This is a genomic window from Vibrio algarum, assembly GCF_028204155.1.
GTDB classification, from domain to species: domain Bacteria; phylum Pseudomonadota; class Gammaproteobacteria; order Enterobacterales; family Vibrionaceae; genus Vibrio; species Vibrio algarum.
Window position 1 is genome coordinate 422,894 of the sequence record NZ_JAQLOI010000003.1, and the last position, 20,291, is coordinate 443,184.

Sequence of the window (20,291 nt, forward strand, 5' to 3'; positions counted from 1 at the left end):
ACAGCTCCATACTTGGGCATTGGTTTTAGATGTGGGTTAGCAAACGCTGGTTACGAGCGGTCCGTTCCTATGTTTGACCCGAAAAGGCTGCTTCACTGAACTAAATACAACCCAAAATAAACAGTTAGTTACCTTTCCATATTATTCAATAATAATGCACTCATTTCTTCCACGGGAACCGGTTTACTAAAATAGTACCCTTGATAAGTGGATACACCTAACTCTTTAAGTAGAGTCAATTGTTCTCGCTCTTCAACCCCTTCAGATACAAGGCTCATGTCAAAGTTTTTGGCCAGGTCTATTATCGATTTAACCATTAAAAGAGCTTGCTTATCTTTGGTAATATCATTGATGAAAGATTTGTCGATTTTGATTTCATCAATTGGAAGAGATCGCAAATAGTTCAACGATGAATAGCCTGTACCAAAGTCATCGAGAGATATCGACACTCCGTACTGTTTTAGTTTAGTTAATTTTTCAGTTGCATCAGTGATATCCTGAATAAGCACTGATTCAGTTACCTCCGCAATAAGCTTCGAGTGGTCGATGCCAAAAGACTCAACAATTTTAATAAAGTCTTCCACGAAGAGATTCTGCCAAATTTGTTTTGCACTAAGATTTATAGCCATTTCTAAATGGCTGGTTTCAGGGATGCTTGCCATATTTTCAATTGCTGGCAGGCTTGTTCGAGTACCATATCCCCAATGGGAAGAATAAGATTAGTTTCCTCTGCCATAGTGATAAATGAAGCAGGCGATAATATACCATGTTTTGCATGACGCCATCGAACCAGCGCTTCAGCTCCGATTATTTGTTCATCTCTATCATATTTAGGTTGAAGGTAGATACAAAAATCACGATTTGCAATAGAGTTATGCATTGCTTTTTGTAGCTCACTATTGTGTCTTAACTCATCTTGCATACTTATATCATAAATTATCGCTGCATGACCTCCATTGGCTTTAGTTTGATAAAGTGCCGTGTCGGCTAACTGGAGAACCTTACCCGTAGATATATCCCCTGATTTAAAAACAATTCCTCCGACGCTAGCGGTAATTGCGTATTCAATCTCTACATTTTGCGTATCGCTTTTGAGTGTAAAGACTTTTGATACTTCTTGTATTACTAAGTCTGCATACTGCTGCGCCAATTGTAATGCATCTTTTTGATTACTATCTAAAAGTGGTAAAACAATAACAAACTCATCTCCACCAAATCTAGAGACAAGTTCTTGCTTTTGTTGGAGTGTCTTAAGGCGATTAGCGACGCCTTGCAATAGTTTGTCGCCCATGTGATGACCATAACTGTCATTGAGCAATTTGAAACGATCTAAGTCTAAAAACAGCACAGCACTATAGGTATCATTAAGCGCACTTAGATCTATTGTCTTTCTTAGTTCAACCTCTAAATGTGTTCGATTAACAAGACCCGTCAGTTGATCGTTATAGGCTAAGTTCACTATTTCTTGTTGATTCTTCTTTTCAATTGTAATGTCTTGAGCAATACCGACAAGCCAAAGCGGTATTCCTTTTTCATCATATTCGGCAACTTGGCCACGATCCCATATCCAGATGATTTTTCCATCAGGCCGCTGAATCCGAAACTCTATGTTGTAAGCTTGATTTAGCTTAACTAGCTTGTCTAGGGCCGAAAAAACAAGTTCTCTATCCTCTGGCAGGATACAACTTTCAAATTCTTTAAAGGAATTTTCACTTCTCTTAATTCCTGTTATCAGTTCCCACTGTTTATTGTGCAGCACCTGATTGGTTTTTGTATTCCACTCCCAGAGCCCTTCTTGCGAAACTTCAAGAACATGCTCCAATCGTGTTTTATTTCTATCCGCTTCTTCTTTTAATCTAGTGATTTCAGAAATATCTTTTGCGATAACAACTATCTTTAACTCATCTTGAGCGTCACGAAACGGAATTTTAATGGATTGGAAATGGCGAACCTGACCTGTTTTAGCATCGGTTGAAGACTCGTAGACTTCTTCTTTTTCAAAGCGCTGCATAATAGACTGGACATTGTTACGAAAAAAATCGCACTGCTCTTTGTTTTTCGTGAAGTAGTAGTCGTCCTTACCTATCATTTGTTCTGGTGTGCTGTTGTATAGCCTAGCAACCGTATCATTACAAAAGACAAAGTCCCCTTGATAGTTCTTAACGACAATAACGTCTGTAATAGAGTCAAGAATCTGCCTTACAATTCTCGTATGTTTTGTATATTCGCTTTTTAGAGCAAACAAAATATAACATGAACCTAAACCACTACAGGCTATCGTAATCATATAACTAGAGAAGCTTCCCACTTCAATGTTGAAAGCCAGATGGGCTCCAATAATAACTAAAGAGGAAAGTAGTACTTGAATGCTAATTACTATGGAAAGCTTTCTCCAGGAGAACCCTGTAAAATCGAACATTATCTACCCTTAAAGTGTCGTATCATCAAGTCTTGAAATAGTTTCAACAAAACTTAGACGCTATACCTATCATTACTTACTCACGTGCAACTGTACCTTTGAGCATGCAAACCACTGATTTAGACTGTCCCGCGCTTTGAGCGATGTTTAACGATATAGACAGTACCAATATAACGAACCGCAACTTGGTAGATTAATTGTATGATATCTGACAGTAGGCCAGAAATTTGAGTTTGATAAATAACGAGTTACGTGATCTTTGTCGGCGTAGCCGGCATTGATAGTGAAAATTTCAGTTTTGCGTACTAAAAAAGTGGTGATTGTCACTAATTCGAAAGGATTAGCACTGGAAGAAGTACGTCAGACCTTCTAGTTTAACACTACTTCGTCAAGCTCCTCTCTTAACCCAAGTCTCCCCAAAATTACGACTATTTTATCTATTCATGCTCCTTCTATCTTCATTCATAAAATAAACGAATTTTTTATAACAGTATTTTAACTTTAGATTAAAAATGAGACCTATCACTTAGATTTTTTCTCGGAACTATTGTTATAGTATTGTAATACAAGATGACGTGGTTGAATTTGATATTAATTTGATAATTTTAAGGCAAATTTTGATTGTCGACTCCTTAATTGAGTTTTGACAATTGTTTATTGCATAGAGATTAGATTTTTTGCTTCATTAATATATTTATCCTTTGTATTTTAGGTTTTTTCTGGTTATTTGTACACGGAAGTATATTTGAAGTGTTTTTGTTAATTTGTGATGCAAATTTTAAAGTGGTTTGAGTAGTAAAAGTGATTTTCTTTGTCAGACCATCTTTACACATAGCGAACAAGGCGCTTTCACCATTATTAATTTGGTGGAAGAGAGTAACCGTAAAGTATTTGCACGATTTTCATTCTTTTTAAATAAAGAGCGGTGCAGAGTGAATGTTTCTACTTATATAACATTCAAAACAGAGCAAGAAAACTTATAATATCTTAGGAGTTAACTATGCGTTCGAATTTAAAAAAAGCTTTAGTATCAGCTTTATGTTTGGCGTGGGCGTCTTCAGCATACTCTGCTGTTGAGCTCAAGCTTGGCCATTTTGGATCTGAAAACCACCCTTCTCACATTGCCGCTATGCAGTTTGCTAAACAAGTAGAAGCACGTACAAACGGTGAAGTTGAAGTTGAACTTTATCCTAATAATGCTTTAGGTAGCCCACCAGAAGTACTTGAACAGGTGATCATGGGAGTGGTTGATATGAGCCTCTCAGGACAAGATCAGCTAGCTAAACATGTTCCTCTATTTGACACGGTTAGTATTCCCTTTTCACTGAGTAATGCAGAGCATGCAGACCGTGTTTTAGATGGTCCTTTTAAAGATTGGGCTGCTCCTGAACTAGATAAAGTAGGCCTAGTGTACCTGTCTAGTTGGGATTGGGGGTTTCGTCAATTAACTAACTCTGTTCGCCCAATTTTGTCTCCGGCCGATATCAAAGGCTTAAAAATTCGAACTCCCCTGCAATGACTTATCAAGCTGCCATGGAAGCAATAGGTGCAAATGTGCAGACTATTTCGTTTAGTGAGCTTGTGATGGCAATGCGACAAGGTGTTGTAGATGGCCAAGAAAATCCGATTGGCGTGATATACAACTTGAAACTGTATGAATCTCAAAAGTACATTTCAATCATTAACTATTTATACAGCTCAATGGTTCATGTTGTTTCTAAAGACGCTTGGAGTCGCTTGACAGAAGAACAACAACAAATTGTTCGCGAAGAATCTGATGCTGCACGCTTATTAATGCGCAAGCTATCACGAGCAGAAGAATTGAAACAAATTGAAGACATGCGCGCTAAAGGTATCGTGATCGACGAGCCGGAGCTTGCTGCTTTCCAAGCAATGATGGAACCCGCGTACAAACAAATTAGAGCGAAAGTTGGTGCCGCTAACTTTGATAAATGGATTGAGATGACCGAGTCTGTTAAATAGTTAAAAGATTAGGTATTTCATTAAACTAATGGAATTAAAGAAGTGTTCAGAGTCAAACTCACTACGAATTTATATAATGTAAATTAGCGACAATGATCACCTTTTTGATTCCTTTTGTAAAATATTTAGTTCGCGTTTTATTAGCGAGCTCCTTCGTTATTATAGCAATGGCATTAATAACGTGATCAGAGGTTGCATAGGAAAGATTATTGTATACAAGGAGTGAGTTGTCACTTTTAAAAGGTTAATTGCATTAATCCTCTAGCATTAGAATTAAATTATTTTCTTTAATTCTATAGTCGTTATTCTCAGAAAATCGTATGCCACGATTATGAATAGCTTAAGCTAGCTCAAAGTGGTGAAGAACAGAATGTTCTGAAATAACTCACAACGAAGTTAAAATAATGTTAACTAGCAGCAATCAATGATCACCTTTTTAGCTTCTTTGTTATTACAGATAGGTAACCTCTAGTATGTTGACCTTAGCTATATTTGGCGTTCTTATTTTCCTGCTACTGATTAATGTTCCAGTGGTTGTTGCAATTGGACTTACATCAGTCGTATTTTTTGTTGGCCTTGGTGATGCTCGCCTATTAGCAATGCTACCTCACCGCATGTATTACGGCACAACAGGCTTTACGTTGTTGGCTATTCCGTTTTTTATCTTAGCCGGAAACCTCATGAATACGGGCGGGATTACCGATCGTATTTTTCGATTTGCACAAGCAATGGTTGGCCATATATCAGGCGGTATAGGTCAAGTTAACATTGTTGCCAGTGTTATTTTTTCAGGTATGTCGGGCTCTGCAGTTGCTGACGCTGCCGGATTAGGACAAATCGAGCACAAAGCGATGGTTGACCAAGGCTATGACCCAGCCGATTCAGCTACGCTTGTTGCTGCCTCTTCGGTTATTGGCCCAGTAATCCCCCCTAGTATCCCTTTTGTTTTATATGGTTCAATTACCAGCGTTTCGGTAGCGCGTTTATTCTTAGCTGGTTTTATACCTGGCATGATGATGGCTCTTGGAATGATGCTTGCGTTAAGTATTTTAGCTAAGCGACGAAACTACCCGTGTGCTGAAAATAAAGCGACGATTAGAGAGCGCTTCCGTGCGTTTAATGGTGCTTTTTGGCCCCTGATGGCACCAATAATTATTATTGGCGGCATTATGAGTGGTTTTTTCACTCCTACAGAAGCCTCCGTTGTGGTGTGTGTCTACGCTGCAATTCTTGGTTTTTACTATAAAGATCTAAAGCTAAAAGATATTCCTAGCATTGTTTACAAGTCCATCACTCAATCGGTTAGCCTACTATTTATTATTTCTGCGGCAAACTTTTTTGGATGGTTAATAATCCACCAAAAACTTCCAGATAGTATTATAGAGACCCTTGTTGGTTTTGGTGCTACTCAATCAGTTGTTATGTGGATTGTTATTGGTATTGTATTAACGATGGGGTTATTTTTAGAAGGAAATGCTATCTTCCTTATTACACTCCCCTTATTTATGCCAATAGCGACGATGTTCGATATCGACCTTGTCAATTTTGGTGTGGTAATGGTATTGCTGATTATGATCGGTAATTTAACGCCGCCCGTTGGAATGTGTCTCTTTGCCGTAGATAGCTTTGCAAAGGTTGGCATGCCAGCGTTAGCTCGTCGGGTATGGCCTTACCTATTAATGATATTTTTAATCACATTACTCATTGCATTTGTACCTAGTATTGCACTGTTTTTACCTAATCTTGTCATGGGAGAAATGTAATGATTGCCCTACTAAAAACGATCGATATTTGGGTTCAGAGGATTCTCCGTTATATCGCTATGACCATGTTCTCGATACTTGGCCTTTTATTGTTTGCTAACGTAATGTTGCGATTGATTAATGACTTTATACAGTTTTTACTCAAGCATGGTTTGGAGAGTGTAGCCAACTTACTTCAAAGCGTTGTTACCATTAGCTCTTTCCATTGGTTTGATGAAATAATAGAGCTAAGTTTCGCGGCTCTGGTCTTTTATGGGGCAGCAGGATTATGGTGCGCAAAACTTCACTTTTCAGTCGGTGACTGGATAAGCCCACGCATTAAGAATGTACGTTTGAAGCACTTTTATAAATTGTTGATTGTAGTCATTTCTGCAGTTTTTATGGCCATATTGTTTTGGTATTCATTGAAACTAACGCTAAGAACAAATCAGGTAACAACGGTATTTCAAATTAAGCAATGGATCCTCTATTCTTGTATTCCTATCTCATCATTGATTATGCTGATTTACTCTCTTGTAGACGTATTTGTAGAAGCAAGGCGTTTTACTTTAGGAGAAGATAATCATTCGTGAGGCTTATAGAGTTAAGGTTTGTTAAGCCAAGAAAATAATGTTGAGGGAGATCTAAGCATCGTATGCAGCTTTATCAATAGAATGATTCAGGAGAGGCTGCATAGCCTCTCCGACAATAAGAACTTAGCCCAAAGAAGGTAGATAGCCGACGGTAATCAAGAACTGAGCAGCCACAATTAATACCCCAAAGGAAGAAACCAGAGCTAACGAAACGTTTCCGCCCTTCACCCTGTATGTTCCTTCATAACGGTTATCCTTTCTTACTTTTGTAATCATCACAACTGGAAGAAATATGGCTAACACTACGAGGGCAATCGCGGCATAACCTAATGCCATGATAAAACCTTGTGGGTAAAACAAAGCAAAACACATTGGGGGCAAAAATGTCACAAACGCAGATAGTACTCGATTCTGTTTACCATTATTTTTATTTAGTGAATCCCCCAGATATTCAAACAAACCAAGGCTTACCCCTAAGAAAGAGGTTAATAGAGCGAGGTCAGCAAAAACCCCGATAATTTGATCAAGTTGGCTAAAGTGAATCTTAGTAGCTAAAGCAGAAATCAGCGCACTCAAACCTCTACTCTCGGATAGTTCCTGCTGGCTAATGACACCAAGCGTCATTATTTGCCAGAAGAGGTAAACAACCAGAGGGATGGAGGAACCTATCACTACCGCTTTTTTCAATGCCTTCGTGTCCCCATCTAGGTAATTTACAATAGCTGGAATACTTCCATGAAAACCAAAAGAGGTAAATATCACCGGAATAGAGGCCACGATTAGTCCCTGTTGTAGAGGCATATTAAGAAGATATGATTCGGTCACATTAGGCGCAAGGAAAAACAATACTGCAATCATCGTCACTAATTTAGTTGCAAAGAGAACTCGATTAATATGATCAACCGTTCGGGTACCAATTGTAACAATACAGGCGACAATAACGGTAAAGATAACCGTTGCGATCGATCCATTAACTTCTATGCCTGTAAACTGAGAAATCCGTTCACCAAACTGACCACCACCTCCAGCGATATACGCCGAACAGAGTGCATAAAACAAAAATAACATAGCAATGCTGGCAACCCATTTCCCTTTATCACCCAAAAATTGCTTGGCTAATGTGTGCAAGGTTGCATTTGAAGGCACATATTGATGCAGTTCTAACATAAGAAGTGCGGTGTACGTCATCAATAACCAAAGAACGAGCATTATGGTTAATGAGGTTGGGAACCCGATCCCTGCGGAAGCTAAAGGAAGAGCAAGCATCCCTGCACCTATCGTAGTACCTGCGATAATCAGAGTGCTGCCTAAAATTTTGGAATTTATCATTGTATACTTTTCTTTACACTCACAGGCTTGTGAATAGGTTTAAAAACTAGTTATTAGCCAATGAATAGTTAGTATGGTTAATAAAATCGGATTGTGCAGCATGTTTAGCAAGATATCAAAGAAAAGTGTAAAATATTCAATTATTAATTGTATGCAATTGTTTACGGACTATTGAAAGGCCCAATTTGTTGATCTTTATATTGCTAGGAGGTCTTCACGAGGTTTGTTGAGAAATATAAAAGGTAATTCGATACTCTTTAATTAATCACTTAGTGGGTTACGGTCAAAAAATGGGTTAATTTGATCGTAACCTCGTTTCCTTAATTCTCAGTGGCGACTTTTATTCTTTCAACTAAAAAATCTACTGCCGCTTTTACTTTTGGGACCAAGTAGCGCTGTTTTTGATACAACAAATAAACAGCCATATTAGAATTTTGAGTTATCGCTAACTCATGTTCAAACTTAAGTTCTTGCAACTTTCCTGACTCAAGGTATGAAGCTAACGCCCAGCGAGTAGACATTAAAATACCCTCACCGTCGCAGGCTTTTTTAGCCAACCATGGCCCGTTATTAGAAATCGCTACTGCCGGACCTGAGATATCATGCCATTGACCGTTCATATTGCATAACCAAGGTGTTGGACCTGATGGTGCTTTAAAATAAAGGCCTTTATGTTCCTTTAGCTCCATCGCATTGTTAGGTATTCCATGTTTCTCTAAATAACTTGGTGAAGCAACAGGAATAAACCCATTGTCCATAAGTCTTATCGCTAACACCCTTTCGTTTGGCGCATAACCTCCACGTACAGCAATATCCACATCGTCTCGCCCGAGCGCGGATAACTCATCACTTAAACTCACATCTAATACAATTTCAGGGTATAACACGCTGAACTCATCTAACAAAGGAAGCAATATCTTCTCACCAAACCCCACCATCGAACTAATACGTAAACGTCCCATTGGCGTTGTTTGGTAACTACGAACCGTTTCATTACTTTGTTCTAACTGATTTAGTATTTGCTGGACATCATCATAGTAAATTTGTCCCACCTCTGTCAGTTTAACAATTCGAGTGGAACGCTTTAACAACGTTGCTCCCAAACTCTTTTCTAAATCAGCAACTCGTCTCGACAACGATGATGGAGGCACATTAAAAGCGCTCGCTGCCTTAGTAAAACTGCCGGTTTCAACGACTTTACTGAAATACCGTATTGCACGTAGTTGATCCAACTAACTTCTCCTTTAAATGAAGCCTTGAGTATTTTTGTTTGATTATTGTCTTAAAAGCAATAGTGATTCGCATTTTCCCTTATATACAATCGAATTGAAACAAGTAATAGTGTGTTTAACTTAAACATTACGACCTTGACCTTTATGCAGGAGCAACATCAAATGACAGATTCAAATATCCAGCTTATTTCAACAATCAGCGAAGACAACAAATTGACACTTGCTTTACAGGGCATTGCAATACCACAACCTTCTGCCGATGAAGTTGTTATTCGCATTGAAGCTGCTCCATTAAACCCTTCTGATTTAGGAGTGATGTTCAGCGTTGCTGATATGACAACAGCAAAACAAACAGGCTCAGAGCAAAGCCCTGCAATTACTGCTGATGTACCAGCGCAGTTTATGCCTTCAGTTAAAACTCGCGTAGGTAAAGCAACGCCTGTTGGCAATGAAGGTGCTGGTACCGTTGTAGCGGCCGGTTCATCACCAGCAGCTCAAGCGCTGATGGGTAAAACCGTTGCTGTCATTGGCGGTGGAACATATCGTCAATATGTATGTGCCAACGTACAAAGCTGTTTAGAATTAAAAGAAGGCACAACGGCTAAAGAAGGCGCGTCTTCTTTTGTTAACCCACTTACCGCATTAGCTATGGTTGAAACTATGCGTGCCGAAGGTCATAAAGCCATTATTCACGCTGCAGCTGCATCTAACCTTGGTCAAATGCTAAACCGTATTTGTATTGCCGATGGTGTCGATTTAATCAATATTGTACGCAAAGCAGAACAAGAAACGCTGCTACGTGATATGGGTGCAAAATACGTTGTAAACTCAACGAGTGATACTTTCCTTACTGATTTAACTGCAGCGATTATCAAAACGGGTGCAACGATTGCTTTTGACCCAATTGGCGGCGGTCAATTAACAAGTGACATTCTTAACTGTATGGAAGCTGCAGCTGCTCGTGATATGAAAGAACATAGCGTATATGGCTCCGACACATATAAACAAGTTTACATTTATGGCGCATTAGACCGTGGCCCAATTACGTTACATCGTAATTTTGGTTTCGCTTGGGGTGTTAATGGGTTCTTATTATTCAATGCACTAGGCAAACTAGGGACTAAAACCGTCATTGCAATGCGTCAACGTGTTGCTGAAGAAATCAGCACAACATTTGCTAGTCACTACACACATGAAGTGTCTTTAGCAGAAGCATTACAATTGCAATCCATAGCGTCTTATTCTAAACAAGCAACGGGTGAGAAGTACTTAATTATCCCTCAAAAGTAGTATTCTCTTAAATGATTGTCTAAAAGCAGAGAGCCATTGTTGTTGGTCTCTGCTGCTTTTTGTTTATAAGTAAATATTGAATCAACCTCCCGTAGGCGCTTAATGGCTATAGTCGTTTCAAACAAAACCTATTCGCTAGTTTTTATTATAGATAACCGGAAATTTATTTTTCCACTTACACCATGTCTCAGCGCTTGTTATCAATTCTGTCATAAATCGGGCGACATTTAGACGACTTGTGTTTTGCGAATCAAAAATAGGATCAAACTGTGGAGATGGATGAATTTCATACTCTGTTCGACCTATATCGTTCGTTAAGCTGTCTGGCCGCACCGCTACCCATTCAATGAATTTAGAGGACCTTATCTCGCACGTCTGTAAATAACGCGCTGCTTGTTCATTATCAACATGAGGAGGTAAAATCATTCTCAAAAATGAAACGATAATTTGATGCGCAGCTGATATTTTTTCATCTGCCAATATATTCTGAAAACCAGTCGTGCTCATCAGTATAAACTTGGTTGGTGTTTTGGGTTGAGTACTTCTGATCGCTTTACATATTCGCGTTGTCACATCGGTTACTAAACGCCTAGGTTGACCATAAATGCCCTTAAACGTTAAATTGTGGCCAAGACAAGAAACTACGGCCTCACATCCCCAAACGTACTCCGCTAACTGATCATCCGTTAACTCCAACACGTTCGCATGAACAACCTCAACATGGTTGCTAGTTGTTATATACAAAGGCAGATTATCTGACGAACGTACAATAATTCGGACCTTTCTATTTTGATTTATTAACTCTTCAACAACCAACCTTCCTGTTGCTCCCGTTGCTCCAAGTACTAGTGTCATCATTCTTTTGTCCTTGCATCTCATATTCCAAGGTTTATGATATACATGTAATTATGATAGGTTAATTGTCGAAAAAAGCATAAGGGTATACATATTTGCATGAACTGGAAATCCGTCTGTTTCGATTGGAATCGCACCCGAGCTTTCTTAGTCACAGCGGAAGAAGGAACGCTATCTGCTGCTGCGAACGCTCTTAACATGACACAACCAACCCTTAGTCGGCAGGTCGCTTCTTTAGAGCAAGAAATTGGGGTTAGATTGTTTGAAAGGGCTGGACACAGATTGGAATTGACTTCCAGTGGAATGGAACTTCTACAATTAGCCCGAAAGATGGGTGATGCTGCCAGTGACTTTTCACTTATGGCCAATGGGCAATCACAACAGCTAGAAGGTACGGTAGTGATTTCAGTTTGCGAATTAGACGCAGTGTATCGCCTACCCCGAATCATTGCCAAATTAAGAGAAGAAGAACCCGGTATTACCATAGAGGTTGTGGTGAGCAACAAAGTTAGCGATCTGAATCGAAGGGATGCTGATATCGCCATTAGGAGTTTTTGTCCCACTCAGCCTGACCTAATTGCAAGAAAACTAGGTGAAGAAACAGTATGGTTGTATGGGACCGAAGAATATTTACAACCTTATAACGACATCAACTCGCTTGAAGACATTCACAACATACAATTGATAGGTTTCAGTGACAGTAGCAAAATGGTCGACCAACTCAATCAACAGGGTTGGAATCTATCACTAAATAACGTCAAGCTATCGACTGACTACCAAATGATGCAAATAAAGCTTTGTAAAGAAAATTTGGGGCTTATTTACCTGACTCAAGATGTAGGTGACCAGGAGCAACATTTAGTAAAAGCGTTTGAACAATTTGGCCCAGCGATATGTTTACCCGTTTGGGCTGTTTGTCATCAGGAACTTAGAACTAACCGTAGAATTCGCCGCGTATTCGATTTCGTCTCCGATGAGCTTAAAAAATATTTATCACAGACGATGTGAGTATACTTTAGTTTAAATTGGACACATTTCTTAGAATTTATTAGCCACTTTATAACCCGAATATCTCTTAACTAGCCGTAATATGACACCATGTAACAAAGACGTCAGATTTACGATTTTTTGCATATGTTCATCTAGAAATTCGGCCATAGCGTTAGTCCATCTGACCCTACGGTGAGGACTAACGAGGACAAACGCCTTAGCGCTTATCCCGATAGCAGATATGAAATTGGCTCCAAACTAATATATTTAAAGGAACTCATTCTTTTGCTTAATAGCCGCTTGATAGACGGCTTCAGCAACTCGATCGTGCACCTCCTTATTCAGTGCTGCCGGTACTAATGCCCCATCTTTTGCAAGTTGAGATAAGGTTTCTGAAACCGCAATTTTCATTGAGTGAGTTATCTTTGACACATCAGCAGCCAGCGTTCCTTTAAATAACCCTGGGAATGCAAGCATGTTATTGACCACCTTACCGCAAGTAGCGAATGATGCGCCGTGTTCAATCGCTACGTTGGGTTCTATTTCCGGATCAGGGTTACTCAGTGCCATGATAATTTGACCTTCTCGTACCATATCTGGCTTAATCAACCCTTTTACACCTGTGGTTGCGACAACCACATCGGCAGTAGCCATAACTTCTTGTAGGCTCATCGGATTTCCGCCTAGCCCTCTCAGTTTCTTTTGCGCTTCCTGGTCAAGATCACAGCCAACCACATCTTTAACCCCATACTCTAGTAAAAGGTTACAGATACCCATACCTGCAGCACCAAGTCCAATTTGCCCAAATACTCGGTCTTTTAAGTTAATATTCTGTTGTTTGGTAGCAGATAGTAAAGCGGCCAGTACAACCATTGCTGTACCATGCTGGTCATCATGAAATACTGGCTTATTTACCCTATCGATGAGCTCTTCTTCAATAGTGAAACATTCAGGTGCTTTAATGTCTTCAAGCAAGATTGCGCCAAATGATGAAGAAATAGCTTCTACAACTTCAATAATCTTCAGTGGATCTTTTTCTTTCAATAAAATAGGCACACCTGACAGACCGACAAGCTCAGCTAGGATTGCGGCCTTGCCCTCCATCACAGGTAATCCAGCTTCTGGGCCAATATCCCCTAAACCTAGAATAGCGGTACCATTCGTTACAATCGCTACGGTATTTTGCAGGTTGGTAAAGTCTTTTATCTTTTTTGGTGATTCCTGTATCGCTTGACAGACTCGAGCCACACCGGGCGTGTATACGTCTCTCAGTATTTCCAACGAATCGATATTAATGGAGGAAACCGTTTTAATTTTGCCATTTTTATGACGATTAAATACGCGATCTGACTTCCCGGTAATCGACGTGTCAGGCAACAAATTGATTTCATCAAAAAGTTCGTTAATATTTAATGAATCATCATATTCAAGAGTAACTTCCCATATCGTTTCTTTATCTAAACGACGGACAGCATTTAACCCTTCGACTGTCGCACCGAAATTACCCACAACGCCCAAAACTTTAGCCATATAACCAGGTTTGTGGGGTGCTTCAACCAATAGAATTTCGACTATATGCATGATGTTACTCTTGTTATAAATTTGTTATAACACTAACTGGTCAGATGAGGAAATTCAAGTTTAAGTCTTCTGTTTGAGGTGTTGGTGTTATTACGAGGTAGCCGTTAATTTATCTAACCAAGCTAATCACAAAATTTAAGAATAATACCAATTCGAAAACGTAAAATTGAATGATAAAATCACCATGCCAACTTCTGGCAAGTTAATTACATGATGTTGCGGTTCCCTTTAATTCTCTCCCAAACTACCTCACCGGCGCTTGTCTCAGATATTTTCGAATAGGACTCACACCACGTCAATGATAATGATTATCATTGACGTTTGATGCTTTTTATACGATCATTAATGGCATTATTAATTACTGAGCATCATTTGTATGCAATCAAGCAAACCTGTTCAAACGATTCAGATAGAGATGAGCATAGAAAAGTTCGAAGAGCTCCTCTATGAAAGGCAATTATGCGCAGCCCACGTGCGTTGCTTAAACTCGCAGTCAAAGCAGTTAATTAGAGAACTTTGCTTAAAGGCATGTCAAAAGAGCATCTGTTGTGCTGAGTCTGATTCTTCTTGGTTTGAGCATGAATATCGAATTAAGGTCGATAGCGCAACACTGATAGCGAGCTCGGCAGTACTTTCCTGAACAAAATAACTCACGAAATGTTTCTCATAGTATTCAAGGTACTATCAAGTTAACTAAATTATGCCGCAGTTTCTCGGCTGGATACCGACTAACTAGCGGTGACTCCAGACCATGTAGCAAAAGCATCCGATCTTCGACTTTAGTAAAATTTGGCACTACACAAGTGTCTTTGTAAATTAACGACGATATACACTGAAGAAAAATCACTGAGAAAACGCTGCGCATGTGCCCTGCTTTTGAATTTTCGCATTTTCTGATCTCTCACCCTTGTTGGTTCATGAGAACTTTCACACCGATTATTGTGATACTTGCTGTCGTCGTGAATTGAATCTGGAACGAGTTCCCAGTGAGATACATCACTACTGCACCATCACCTAACCAATGTGGATCTGTCACGATTTCCCAAGGTTTTACGCCTTGATTACTCGTTAATCAACGTTTGAAGAAACGCTTAGCAACCTTTCCGTCTCTTCTTTTCTGGACGAGAATATCCATAACATCACCATCCTGGTCTATCGCTCAACACAGGTAGTAACGCTCAGCACGAATGTTAATATACACCTCATCCATAAACCACGTATCACCAAATCAACCAGGGTTTTTATTGAGACGCTTGTTATAGATACGTCCGAATTTACTGCACCAATACCGAATAGTTTCGTCACTTACGGTAATGCCCCGTTCAGCTAGAAGATCCTCTACATCCCTAAAATTCAAGCTAAAACGGTAGTACAACCAGACGGTATGTTGGATGATATCAGGGAGAAACCTATCTCTTTTATATATGCTCATATGGAAATACTGCCATAGCATTGGTTAACTTGACAGTACCCTAGTTTAGCTAGAAAGAAGCGTCGGTTAACTTGACTGTGCACTCTTATCAGCCGTTAGTGCTTAAATGCTAATAACGAAGAGAGTAACTTTTAGGCACAATTGTGACGCCAGTCATACCAATTAGTATCGCATATCTATCTCGATACCCTGAAATTATTAAGAATGGGAAATAAAAAAACAATATATATATCAAAGGTATAATAGGCACCCGTTATTTAAGGCGTTCTACAATTTAATAGCAATTGATAAGCTTTTGTTTTATTGCACAAAAACACTCCATTTTCCGCAGGAAAATTTGGACTGTCACCTAAAGACTAACCATATCAAAGGACATAGAGTACGAACTGCTGACCACATTGGATTGCGCTAACAAAATTTGATTCTTGTTTTCAATAATGCAGTTCCGAAGCACTACAAAAATATGCGCGAGAACCACTTATATCGCTAATTAGCCATTAAACTTTGTATAGCTCCGTTCACACTTACAACAAGTGTAATTAATCATCACACGGTTATTATTGATTAATTAGTCAGTAACAACCTTCTGTTACTTACCATGCATCTCTCACTGCGTACGGTCAAGACTATAATTTTTCAAATAACGTTAATCTATTTGTTTAAGCAACAAACACCTAGAACATCTATTTCTCATCGCGAGAATGCTTAGGAAAAAGTTCTGCTTACTATAAAATTAGTTGTATATAAGGTTACGGTAAAACACTATGATTGAACTTACTCAAATGATTGCTTATCAAATTGTTACCCGAGGAATGCGCATCATTGACCATTCGATAAATGTGATGGATTTGGAAGGTAAAATCATTAGCTCTGGTGACCAGAGTCGAATTAATCAACTTCACGAAGGAGCTCTTTTAGCCATCAACAATAATCGTGTTGTGGAGATTGACAAGATTTCAACCGAAGTGTTGAAAGGCTCTAAACTAGGAATCAATCTACCTATAATCTTTAAGAATCAGGCCATAGGTGCTGTCGGGATTTCTGGTGAGCCGGATAAAGTAAGAAAGCATGCTGATTTTATCAAAATGACAGCAGAATTAATCTTGGAACAAATGGCAATGATGTCACAGTTGCAGTGGGATAAACGACATCAAGAAGAACTGGTACTTGATCTTATTCGTGGTACTACTCTCAATGAACCTCAACTGCATTCAATAGCCAACCACCTTAATATGGATCTAAGCATACCCCGAGTAGCTATTAGTATTAAGATACGTAGTAAGCTTGGAGAAAAAGTCTCGATGGATAGCTTACGTAGTTTGGTAGATTTACTCGAGTACCCGGAACGTGACAACCTAGTAGCTTTAGTGTCGATGACAAATCCTGAAGTGGTGGTTCTAAAACCCATTCACATGAGTAAAAACGACTGGAATAAAGGTCCAGAAAAAAGAGCATCGCCAAATTGATGAAGCGTATCACTCATGAAAGTATCTTCAGCCTTCAAATAGCTGTTGGTGGCTACTTTCCTGGAATTTCAGGTATTTGCTGTTCATATGAAACCGCGAAAGCCACGATGGGGGTTGCCGATATTTCTCACAGTGATGTTCTATTCTACGATGACTATGTTATTCCGGTACTGATTTCTGACGTTAAACGAGACTCTTGGAAACATGCTCAGCTCACCTCTCCGAGTAAGTCACTTAAAGATAAGGATAAAAAAGGCGTGCTGATAAAAACGCTCAAAGTGTTTTTTGAGCATAATTGCGACCAAAGCCTCACATGTGAAGCCCTTCATATCCATCGCAACACCCTCCGCTATCGTATCGATAAGATACAAGAAGAAACCAACCTGAACATCAATAACATAAATGATAAAATTCGCCTTTATCTCTCGCTTCTATACATGGAAAGCTGATACCTATTAGTTTTAGCGATCTAACTAATGCGTTTTGTAATGACAGTAGGCGAAATAACCTTGTTACTATTACTTCCGCACAAGTCATATGTACATTTGGCTGATTCATTTATTGCAACAACAGTCATACTTATTTCAGCAACATGCATTTGAGTTTCCGCTTTCGCTATGGTGGCAATTTGACTATTCATATCCGGGTTCGCTCTAATAGAAAACAATATCTCTAGATATTGTTAATAGCTGCAAGTGGAGTGGGAGAGTTTTAGATGAGATTATCCTGATGTGGCTATTTTCAGTAAGCAATACTGACGCGCCTTAATACTTTTTCAGATATTTAGCAGTCTTGACCTCTTTAACTGCTGCTTTAATCCAGACCGCTCAGATAGGCTTTTACTATAACTACTTTCATGCACATAGTAGGAACCTATAAATACAGAATCAGATGTAAAATCAAGTCGAGTCACGATACAAGATGCCTCGACTTGTTGTTAAAAGTAAACTGTCTAGTTGATTACTTATTCAGTGAATAAGCAGCGGCAACATTGCGAGCAGTTAGCTCCACATTGATCGCGGCTTCTTTTAAGGCTGTAGGTAGATCAACCGCTCGAGGTGTAATACTAAATACTGCATCTATGCCATATTCATGAACTACGCTACAGTCTGGGGACAGACAACCAGCGATACCAATTACAGGAACATTGAACTTCTTGGCAGTGCGAGCTACACCGATTGGCGTTTTCCCATGGATAGTCTGACTATCGATACGACCTTCTCCAGTGATGACCAGGTCTGCATCCGAAACCGCAGAGGCCAAATCAACCGCATCCATCACAATTTCTATCCCTGGTCTCAATGAAGCTTTCAACAAGCCAAGCAAAGCTGCTCCGAGGCCTCCCGCGGCTCCAGCCCCAGGAGCATTCTTGATATCCATTCCTACTTGCTGTTTAATCACTTCGGCATAATGCGCTAGATTATTATCCAAAGCTTCTACCATACCTGGTGTCGCACCTTTCTGTGGCCCAAAAACATGGGAGGCCCCTAGAGGACCGCATAATGGGTTATCTACGTCACAAGCCACTTCCAGCTTTACTTCTGTCAAACGTGGGTCCATATCGGACATGTCAATAGTTGCAAGGTTGTTCAAAGCCCCGCCTCCATAACCCAATGGCTGACCTTTGCGGTCTAACATCTTGATTCCCAAAGCCTGAGCCATACCGAGGCCACCGTCATTGGTCGCACTGCCACCAATACCGATAATTATATGCTTCACACCTCGATCCAATACCGCCTTAATTAGTTCTCCGGTACCATAAGTAGTCGTTATTAACGGATTACGCTTTTCTTGCTCAACAAGTTGGATACCTGATGCTGCAGCCATCTCTATCACAGCGGTTTCACCATCCCCCATTAGTCCGTAAAACCCTTCCACTTGATTTCCAAGCGGAGCTGTAACAGTTTGTTTTACTATTTTCCCACCGCTCGCATCTACCAACGATTGCACCGTACCCTCACCACCATCAGCCATCGGCAGTTTCAAGTATTTCGCATCCGGCAACACACTGCGGAAACCTTTTTCAATAACTTCAGCCACTTCCAATGCTGTCAGACTTTCTTTAAATGAGTCAGGAGCAATTACAATTTTCATTTTCATTCCTTATACCATAAAACCAAATACACCAAACATCAGAGTAGAAGCGACCGCAATAACTAGACCAACCGCTGACTCGTAGGGAACAACCTTTAGACGTTCACGAATATCCATATGCAGAGCACCACCAGTGGCGTGGAAGAAGCTGCCATGAGGCATATGATCAAGTACTGTCGCACCGGAATGAATCATTGCTGCCCCAGCAAGCGCAGGTACACCAAGTTCTAGTATTGTTCCACCAAACACGCCAGACGCTACAGCTGTGCCCGCAGTGGTAGAAGCGGTTGCCAATGACATTAGTGCCCCAGAAATTGGAGCTAGTAGAAAAGAAGGAAGACCAGATGCTGTGAGTACATCAATTAAGCCACCTTTCAATCCAGAGTTAGCGATGATGCCTGCAAGAGTACCTGTGCCCAAGAGCATTACCGCAACAGGTGCCATACGCCCTAACCCCGAAATTGCAAAACTGTTTACATCTTTAAATCGGCCCATAACAACAGTACCAATCAAACCACCAAGAGGAAGTGCAATTAAGGGATCCACATTGATACCAGCAATTGGGCGAAGAGCAAGAAGAGCAATAGCAACCAGAGGGGCAGACAGTGCGGCGCCAAAGGATGGTAACTTGGAATAGTCAACTTTCATTACTTCGCTATCTGAAACTTTCGAACCTTTGTTTACTAACCTCTTCGCGATAAAGTACGCAAAAACCAACCCAATTAAACCAGGAACAACACCAGCAGCCATCACTGAGGTTAGGGGCACATCAAAAGCATCAGAAGCAGCAATAGCATTTGGATTTGGTGACATGACATTACCAGCCTTACCACCACCGACCATTGCCAGAAGAATAGCAGTCTTTGATATGTCAGCACGTCGAGCAACAGCTAGCGCGATTGGTGATACTGTAATAACAGCAACATCAACAAACACACCAACTGCCGTCAGAATCATTGTTGCGATAGCCAAAGCAAGCAAGGCGCGAGTTTCACCGACTTTCTTAACAATACTTTCTGCTATAGAGGTTGCCGCACCAGATTCGATCAACACTCCTGCTAACACGCCAGCAGCTAAAATCCTCAGAACTGCAGTCGTGATACCCTGAGCGCCGCCAATCATCAAGGAGACCGTATCTGTCAGAGATACACCACCAACAACACCACCGACTAAGGCACCAATTATCATACCGTAAGCAGGTGGCACTTTTTTGAGTATAAGGGTGATAGCAACAACTAATGCAGCTAGGGCCCCAAGGGTAGATACTTCTATCATCGTTTTTTTC

General features: G+C 40.1%; 18 protein-coding genes and 1 pseudogene. 8 read left to right on the top strand and 11 right to left on the bottom strand.

The window, feature by feature from the left end; all coding sequences use genetic code 11:
* Nucleotides 1–128: 128 nt before the first annotated feature.
* A complete protein-coding gene (locus PGX00_RS17280) occupies nucleotides 129–662 on the bottom strand; it encodes an EAL domain-containing protein (protein ID WP_272138890.1) in 534 nt (177 codons plus the stop codon).
* Nucleotides 632–2,419: a diguanylate cyclase domain-containing protein gene (locus tag PGX00_RS17285; RefSeq protein WP_272138893.1), complete on the bottom strand. Its 1,788-nt coding sequence runs from the start codon at nucleotides 2,417–2,419 to the stop codon at nucleotides 632–634. The genes PGX00_RS17280 and PGX00_RS17285 overlap by 31 nt, the downstream gene beginning before the upstream one ends.
* Nucleotides 2,420–3,419: 1,000 nt before the next feature.
* Here PGX00_RS17285 and PGX00_RS17290 point away from each other — a divergent pair.
* The 4 genes from PGX00_RS17290 (at nucleotide 3,420) to PGX00_RS17305 (ending at nucleotide 6,737) form a co-directional block, all read left to right on the top strand.
* Nucleotides 3,420–3,938, top strand: coding sequence for a TRAP transporter substrate-binding protein (locus PGX00_RS17290; RefSeq protein WP_272138895.1), 519 nt, complete (start codon nucleotides 3,420–3,422; stop codon nucleotides 3,936–3,938).
* Nucleotides 3,935–4,402 carry a TRAP transporter substrate-binding protein gene (locus tag PGX00_RS17295; protein ID WP_272138897.1) on the top strand — a complete coding sequence of 156 codons (468 nt, stop codon included), beginning with the start codon at nucleotides 3,935–3,937 and terminating at the stop codon, nucleotides 4,400–4,402. The genes PGX00_RS17290 and PGX00_RS17295 overlap by 4 nt, the downstream gene beginning before the upstream one ends.
* 473 nt (nucleotides 4,403–4,875) lie before the next feature.
* Nucleotides 4,876–6,165, top strand: coding sequence for a TRAP transporter large permease (locus tag PGX00_RS17300; protein ID WP_272138899.1), 1,290 nt, complete (start codon nucleotides 4,876–4,878; stop codon nucleotides 6,163–6,165).
* Entirely contained in the window at nucleotides 6,165–6,737 is a 573-nt protein-coding gene (locus PGX00_RS17305; RefSeq protein ID WP_272138901.1) for a TRAP transporter small permease, read from the top strand. Before PGX00_RS17300 ends, PGX00_RS17305 begins: the two co-directional genes overlap by 1 nt.
* Before the next feature lie 123 nt (nucleotides 6,738–6,860).
* On the opposite strand, the gene PGX00_RS17310 is transcribed toward PGX00_RS17305, so the two are convergent.
* Nucleotides 6,861–8,066: an aromatic amino acid transporter gene (locus PGX00_RS17310; protein ID WP_272138903.1), complete on the bottom strand. Its 1,206-nt coding sequence runs from the start codon at nucleotides 8,064–8,066 to the stop codon at nucleotides 6,861–6,863.
* 320 nt (nucleotides 8,067–8,386) lie between these two features.
* Nucleotides 8,387–9,298, bottom strand: a complete 912-nt coding sequence (locus PGX00_RS17315) for a LysR family transcriptional regulator (RefSeq protein WP_272138905.1) — start codon at nucleotides 9,296–9,298, stop codon at nucleotides 8,387–8,389.
* 162 nt (nucleotides 9,299–9,460) lie between these two features.
* Here PGX00_RS17315 and PGX00_RS17320 point away from each other — a divergent pair, with 162 nt between their 5' ends.
* A complete protein-coding gene (locus PGX00_RS17320) occupies nucleotides 9,461–10,588 on the top strand; it encodes a zinc-binding dehydrogenase (protein WP_272138907.1) in 1,128 nt (375 codons plus the stop codon).
* A gap of 135 nt (nucleotides 10,589–10,723) precedes the next feature.
* On the opposite strand, the gene PGX00_RS17325 is transcribed toward PGX00_RS17320, so the two are convergent.
* A complete protein-coding gene (locus PGX00_RS17325; protein ID WP_272138909.1) occupies nucleotides 10,724–11,446 on the bottom strand; it encodes an NAD(P)-binding oxidoreductase in 723 nt (240 codons plus the stop codon).
* Between the two features lie 96 nt (nucleotides 11,447–11,542).
* On the opposite strand from PGX00_RS17325, the gene PGX00_RS17330 reads away from it, so the two are divergent.
* Nucleotides 11,543–12,451, top strand: coding sequence for a LysR family transcriptional regulator (locus PGX00_RS17330; RefSeq protein ID WP_272138911.1), 909 nt, complete (start codon nucleotides 11,543–11,545; stop codon nucleotides 12,449–12,451).
* 249 nt (nucleotides 12,452–12,700) lie between these two features.
* Here PGX00_RS17330 and PGX00_RS17335 read toward each other — a convergent pair whose 3' ends face one another.
* Nucleotides 12,701–14,014: an NAD(P)-dependent malic enzyme gene (locus PGX00_RS17335; protein WP_272138913.1), complete on the bottom strand. Its 1,314-nt coding sequence runs from the start codon at nucleotides 14,012–14,014 to the stop codon at nucleotides 12,701–12,703.
* A gap of 376 nt (nucleotides 14,015–14,390) precedes the next feature.
* On the opposite strand from PGX00_RS17335, the gene PGX00_RS17340 reads away from it, so the two are divergent.
* A complete protein-coding gene (locus PGX00_RS17340) occupies nucleotides 14,391–14,654 on the top strand; it encodes a hypothetical protein (RefSeq protein WP_272138915.1) in 264 nt (87 codons plus the stop codon).
* Nucleotides 14,655–14,793: 139 nt separating this feature from the next.
* Here PGX00_RS17340 and PGX00_RS23015 read toward each other — a convergent pair whose 3' ends face one another.
* The 3 genes from PGX00_RS23015 to PGX00_RS23020 are packed head-to-tail and all read right to left on the bottom strand — an operon-like array spanning nucleotide 14,794 to nucleotide 15,170.
* Nucleotides 14,794–14,979, bottom strand: a complete 186-nt coding sequence (locus tag PGX00_RS23015) for a DDE-type integrase/transposase/recombinase (RefSeq protein ID WP_407702414.1) — start codon at nucleotides 14,977–14,979, stop codon at nucleotides 14,794–14,796.
* On the bottom strand, nucleotides 14,916–15,050 hold the full coding sequence (locus tag PGX00_RS17345) for a hypothetical protein (protein WP_272138917.1): 135 nt from the start codon (nucleotides 15,048–15,050) through the stop codon (nucleotides 14,916–14,918). The genes PGX00_RS23015 and PGX00_RS17345 overlap by 64 nt, the downstream gene beginning before the upstream one ends.
* 36 nt (nucleotides 15,051–15,086) lie before the next feature.
* On the bottom strand, nucleotides 15,087–15,170 hold the full coding sequence (locus tag PGX00_RS23020; protein ID WP_407702415.1) for a hypothetical protein: 84 nt from the start codon (nucleotides 15,168–15,170) through the stop codon (nucleotides 15,087–15,089).
* A 1,043-nt stretch (nucleotides 15,171–16,213) separates the two neighbouring features.
* Here PGX00_RS23020 and PGX00_RS17350 point away from each other — a divergent pair.
* Nucleotides 16,214–17,361: pseudogene (locus PGX00_RS17350) on the top strand (sugar diacid recognition domain-containing protein).
* 511 nt (nucleotides 17,362–17,872) lie between these two features.
* Here PGX00_RS17350 and PGX00_RS17355 read toward each other — a convergent pair.
* Both PGX00_RS17355 and PGX00_RS17360 read right to left on the bottom strand, forming a co-directional pair.
* Entirely contained in the window at nucleotides 17,873–19,006 is a 1,134-nt protein-coding gene (locus tag PGX00_RS17355; RefSeq protein ID WP_272138919.1) for a glycerate kinase, read from the bottom strand.
* A 9-nt stretch (nucleotides 19,007–19,015) separates the two neighbouring features.
* The gene (locus PGX00_RS17360; protein WP_272138921.1) at nucleotides 19,016–20,281 is read right to left on the bottom strand and encodes a GntP family permease; all 1,266 of its coding nucleotides are present in this window, start codon (nucleotides 20,279–20,281) and stop codon (nucleotides 19,016–19,018) included.
* Nucleotides 20,282–20,291 lie beyond the last annotated feature (10 nt).

What these genes read in the sequence shown, in the direction of transcription:
- PGX00_RS17340 (WP_272138915.1), top strand. Translation starts at nt 14,391, where the DNA reads ATGCAATCAAGCAAACCTGTTCAAACGATTCAGATAGAGATGAGCATA.
- PGX00_RS17335 (WP_272138913.1), bottom strand. Translation starts at nt 14,014, where the DNA reads ATGCATATAGTCGAAATTCTATTGGTTGAAGCACCCCACAAACCTGGT.
- PGX00_RS17295 (WP_272138897.1), top strand. Translation starts at nt 3,935, where the DNA reads ATGACTTATCAAGCTGCCATGGAAGCAATAGGTGCAAATGTGCAGACT.
- PGX00_RS17330 (WP_272138911.1), top strand. Translation starts at nt 11,543, where the DNA reads ATGAACTGGAAATCCGTCTGTTTCGATTGGAATCGCACCCGAGCTTTC.
- PGX00_RS17285 (WP_272138893.1), bottom strand. Translation starts at nt 2,419, where the DNA reads ATGTTCGATTTTACAGGGTTCTCCTGGAGAAAGCTTTCCATAGTAATT.
- PGX00_RS17290 (WP_272138895.1), top strand. Translation starts at nt 3,420, where the DNA reads ATGCGTTCGAATTTAAAAAAAGCTTTAGTATCAGCTTTATGTTTGGCG.
- PGX00_RS17280 (WP_272138890.1), bottom strand. Translation starts at nt 662, where the DNA reads ATGGCAAGCATCCCTGAAACCAGCCATTTAGAAATGGCTATAAATCTT.
- PGX00_RS17305 (WP_272138901.1), top strand. Translation starts at nt 6,165, where the DNA reads ATGATTGCCCTACTAAAAACGATCGATATTTGGGTTCAGAGGATTCTC.
- PGX00_RS17320 (WP_272138907.1), top strand. Translation starts at nt 9,461, where the DNA reads ATGACAGATTCAAATATCCAGCTTATTTCAACAATCAGCGAAGACAAC.
- PGX00_RS17325 (WP_272138909.1), bottom strand. Translation starts at nt 11,446, where the DNA reads ATGATGACACTAGTACTTGGAGCAACGGGAGCAACAGGAAGGTTGGTT.
- PGX00_RS17300 (WP_272138899.1), top strand. Translation starts at nt 4,876, where the DNA reads ATGTTGACCTTAGCTATATTTGGCGTTCTTATTTTCCTGCTACTGATT.
- PGX00_RS17310 (WP_272138903.1), bottom strand. Translation starts at nt 8,066, where the DNA reads ATGATAAATTCCAAAATTTTAGGCAGCACTCTGATTATCGCAGGTACT.
- PGX00_RS17360 (WP_272138921.1), bottom strand. Translation starts at nt 20,281, where the DNA reads ATGATAGAAGTATCTACCCTTGGGGCCCTAGCTGCATTAGTTGTTGCT.
- PGX00_RS17355 (WP_272138919.1), bottom strand. Translation starts at nt 19,006, where the DNA reads ATGAAAATTGTAATTGCTCCTGACTCATTTAAAGAAAGTCTGACAGCA.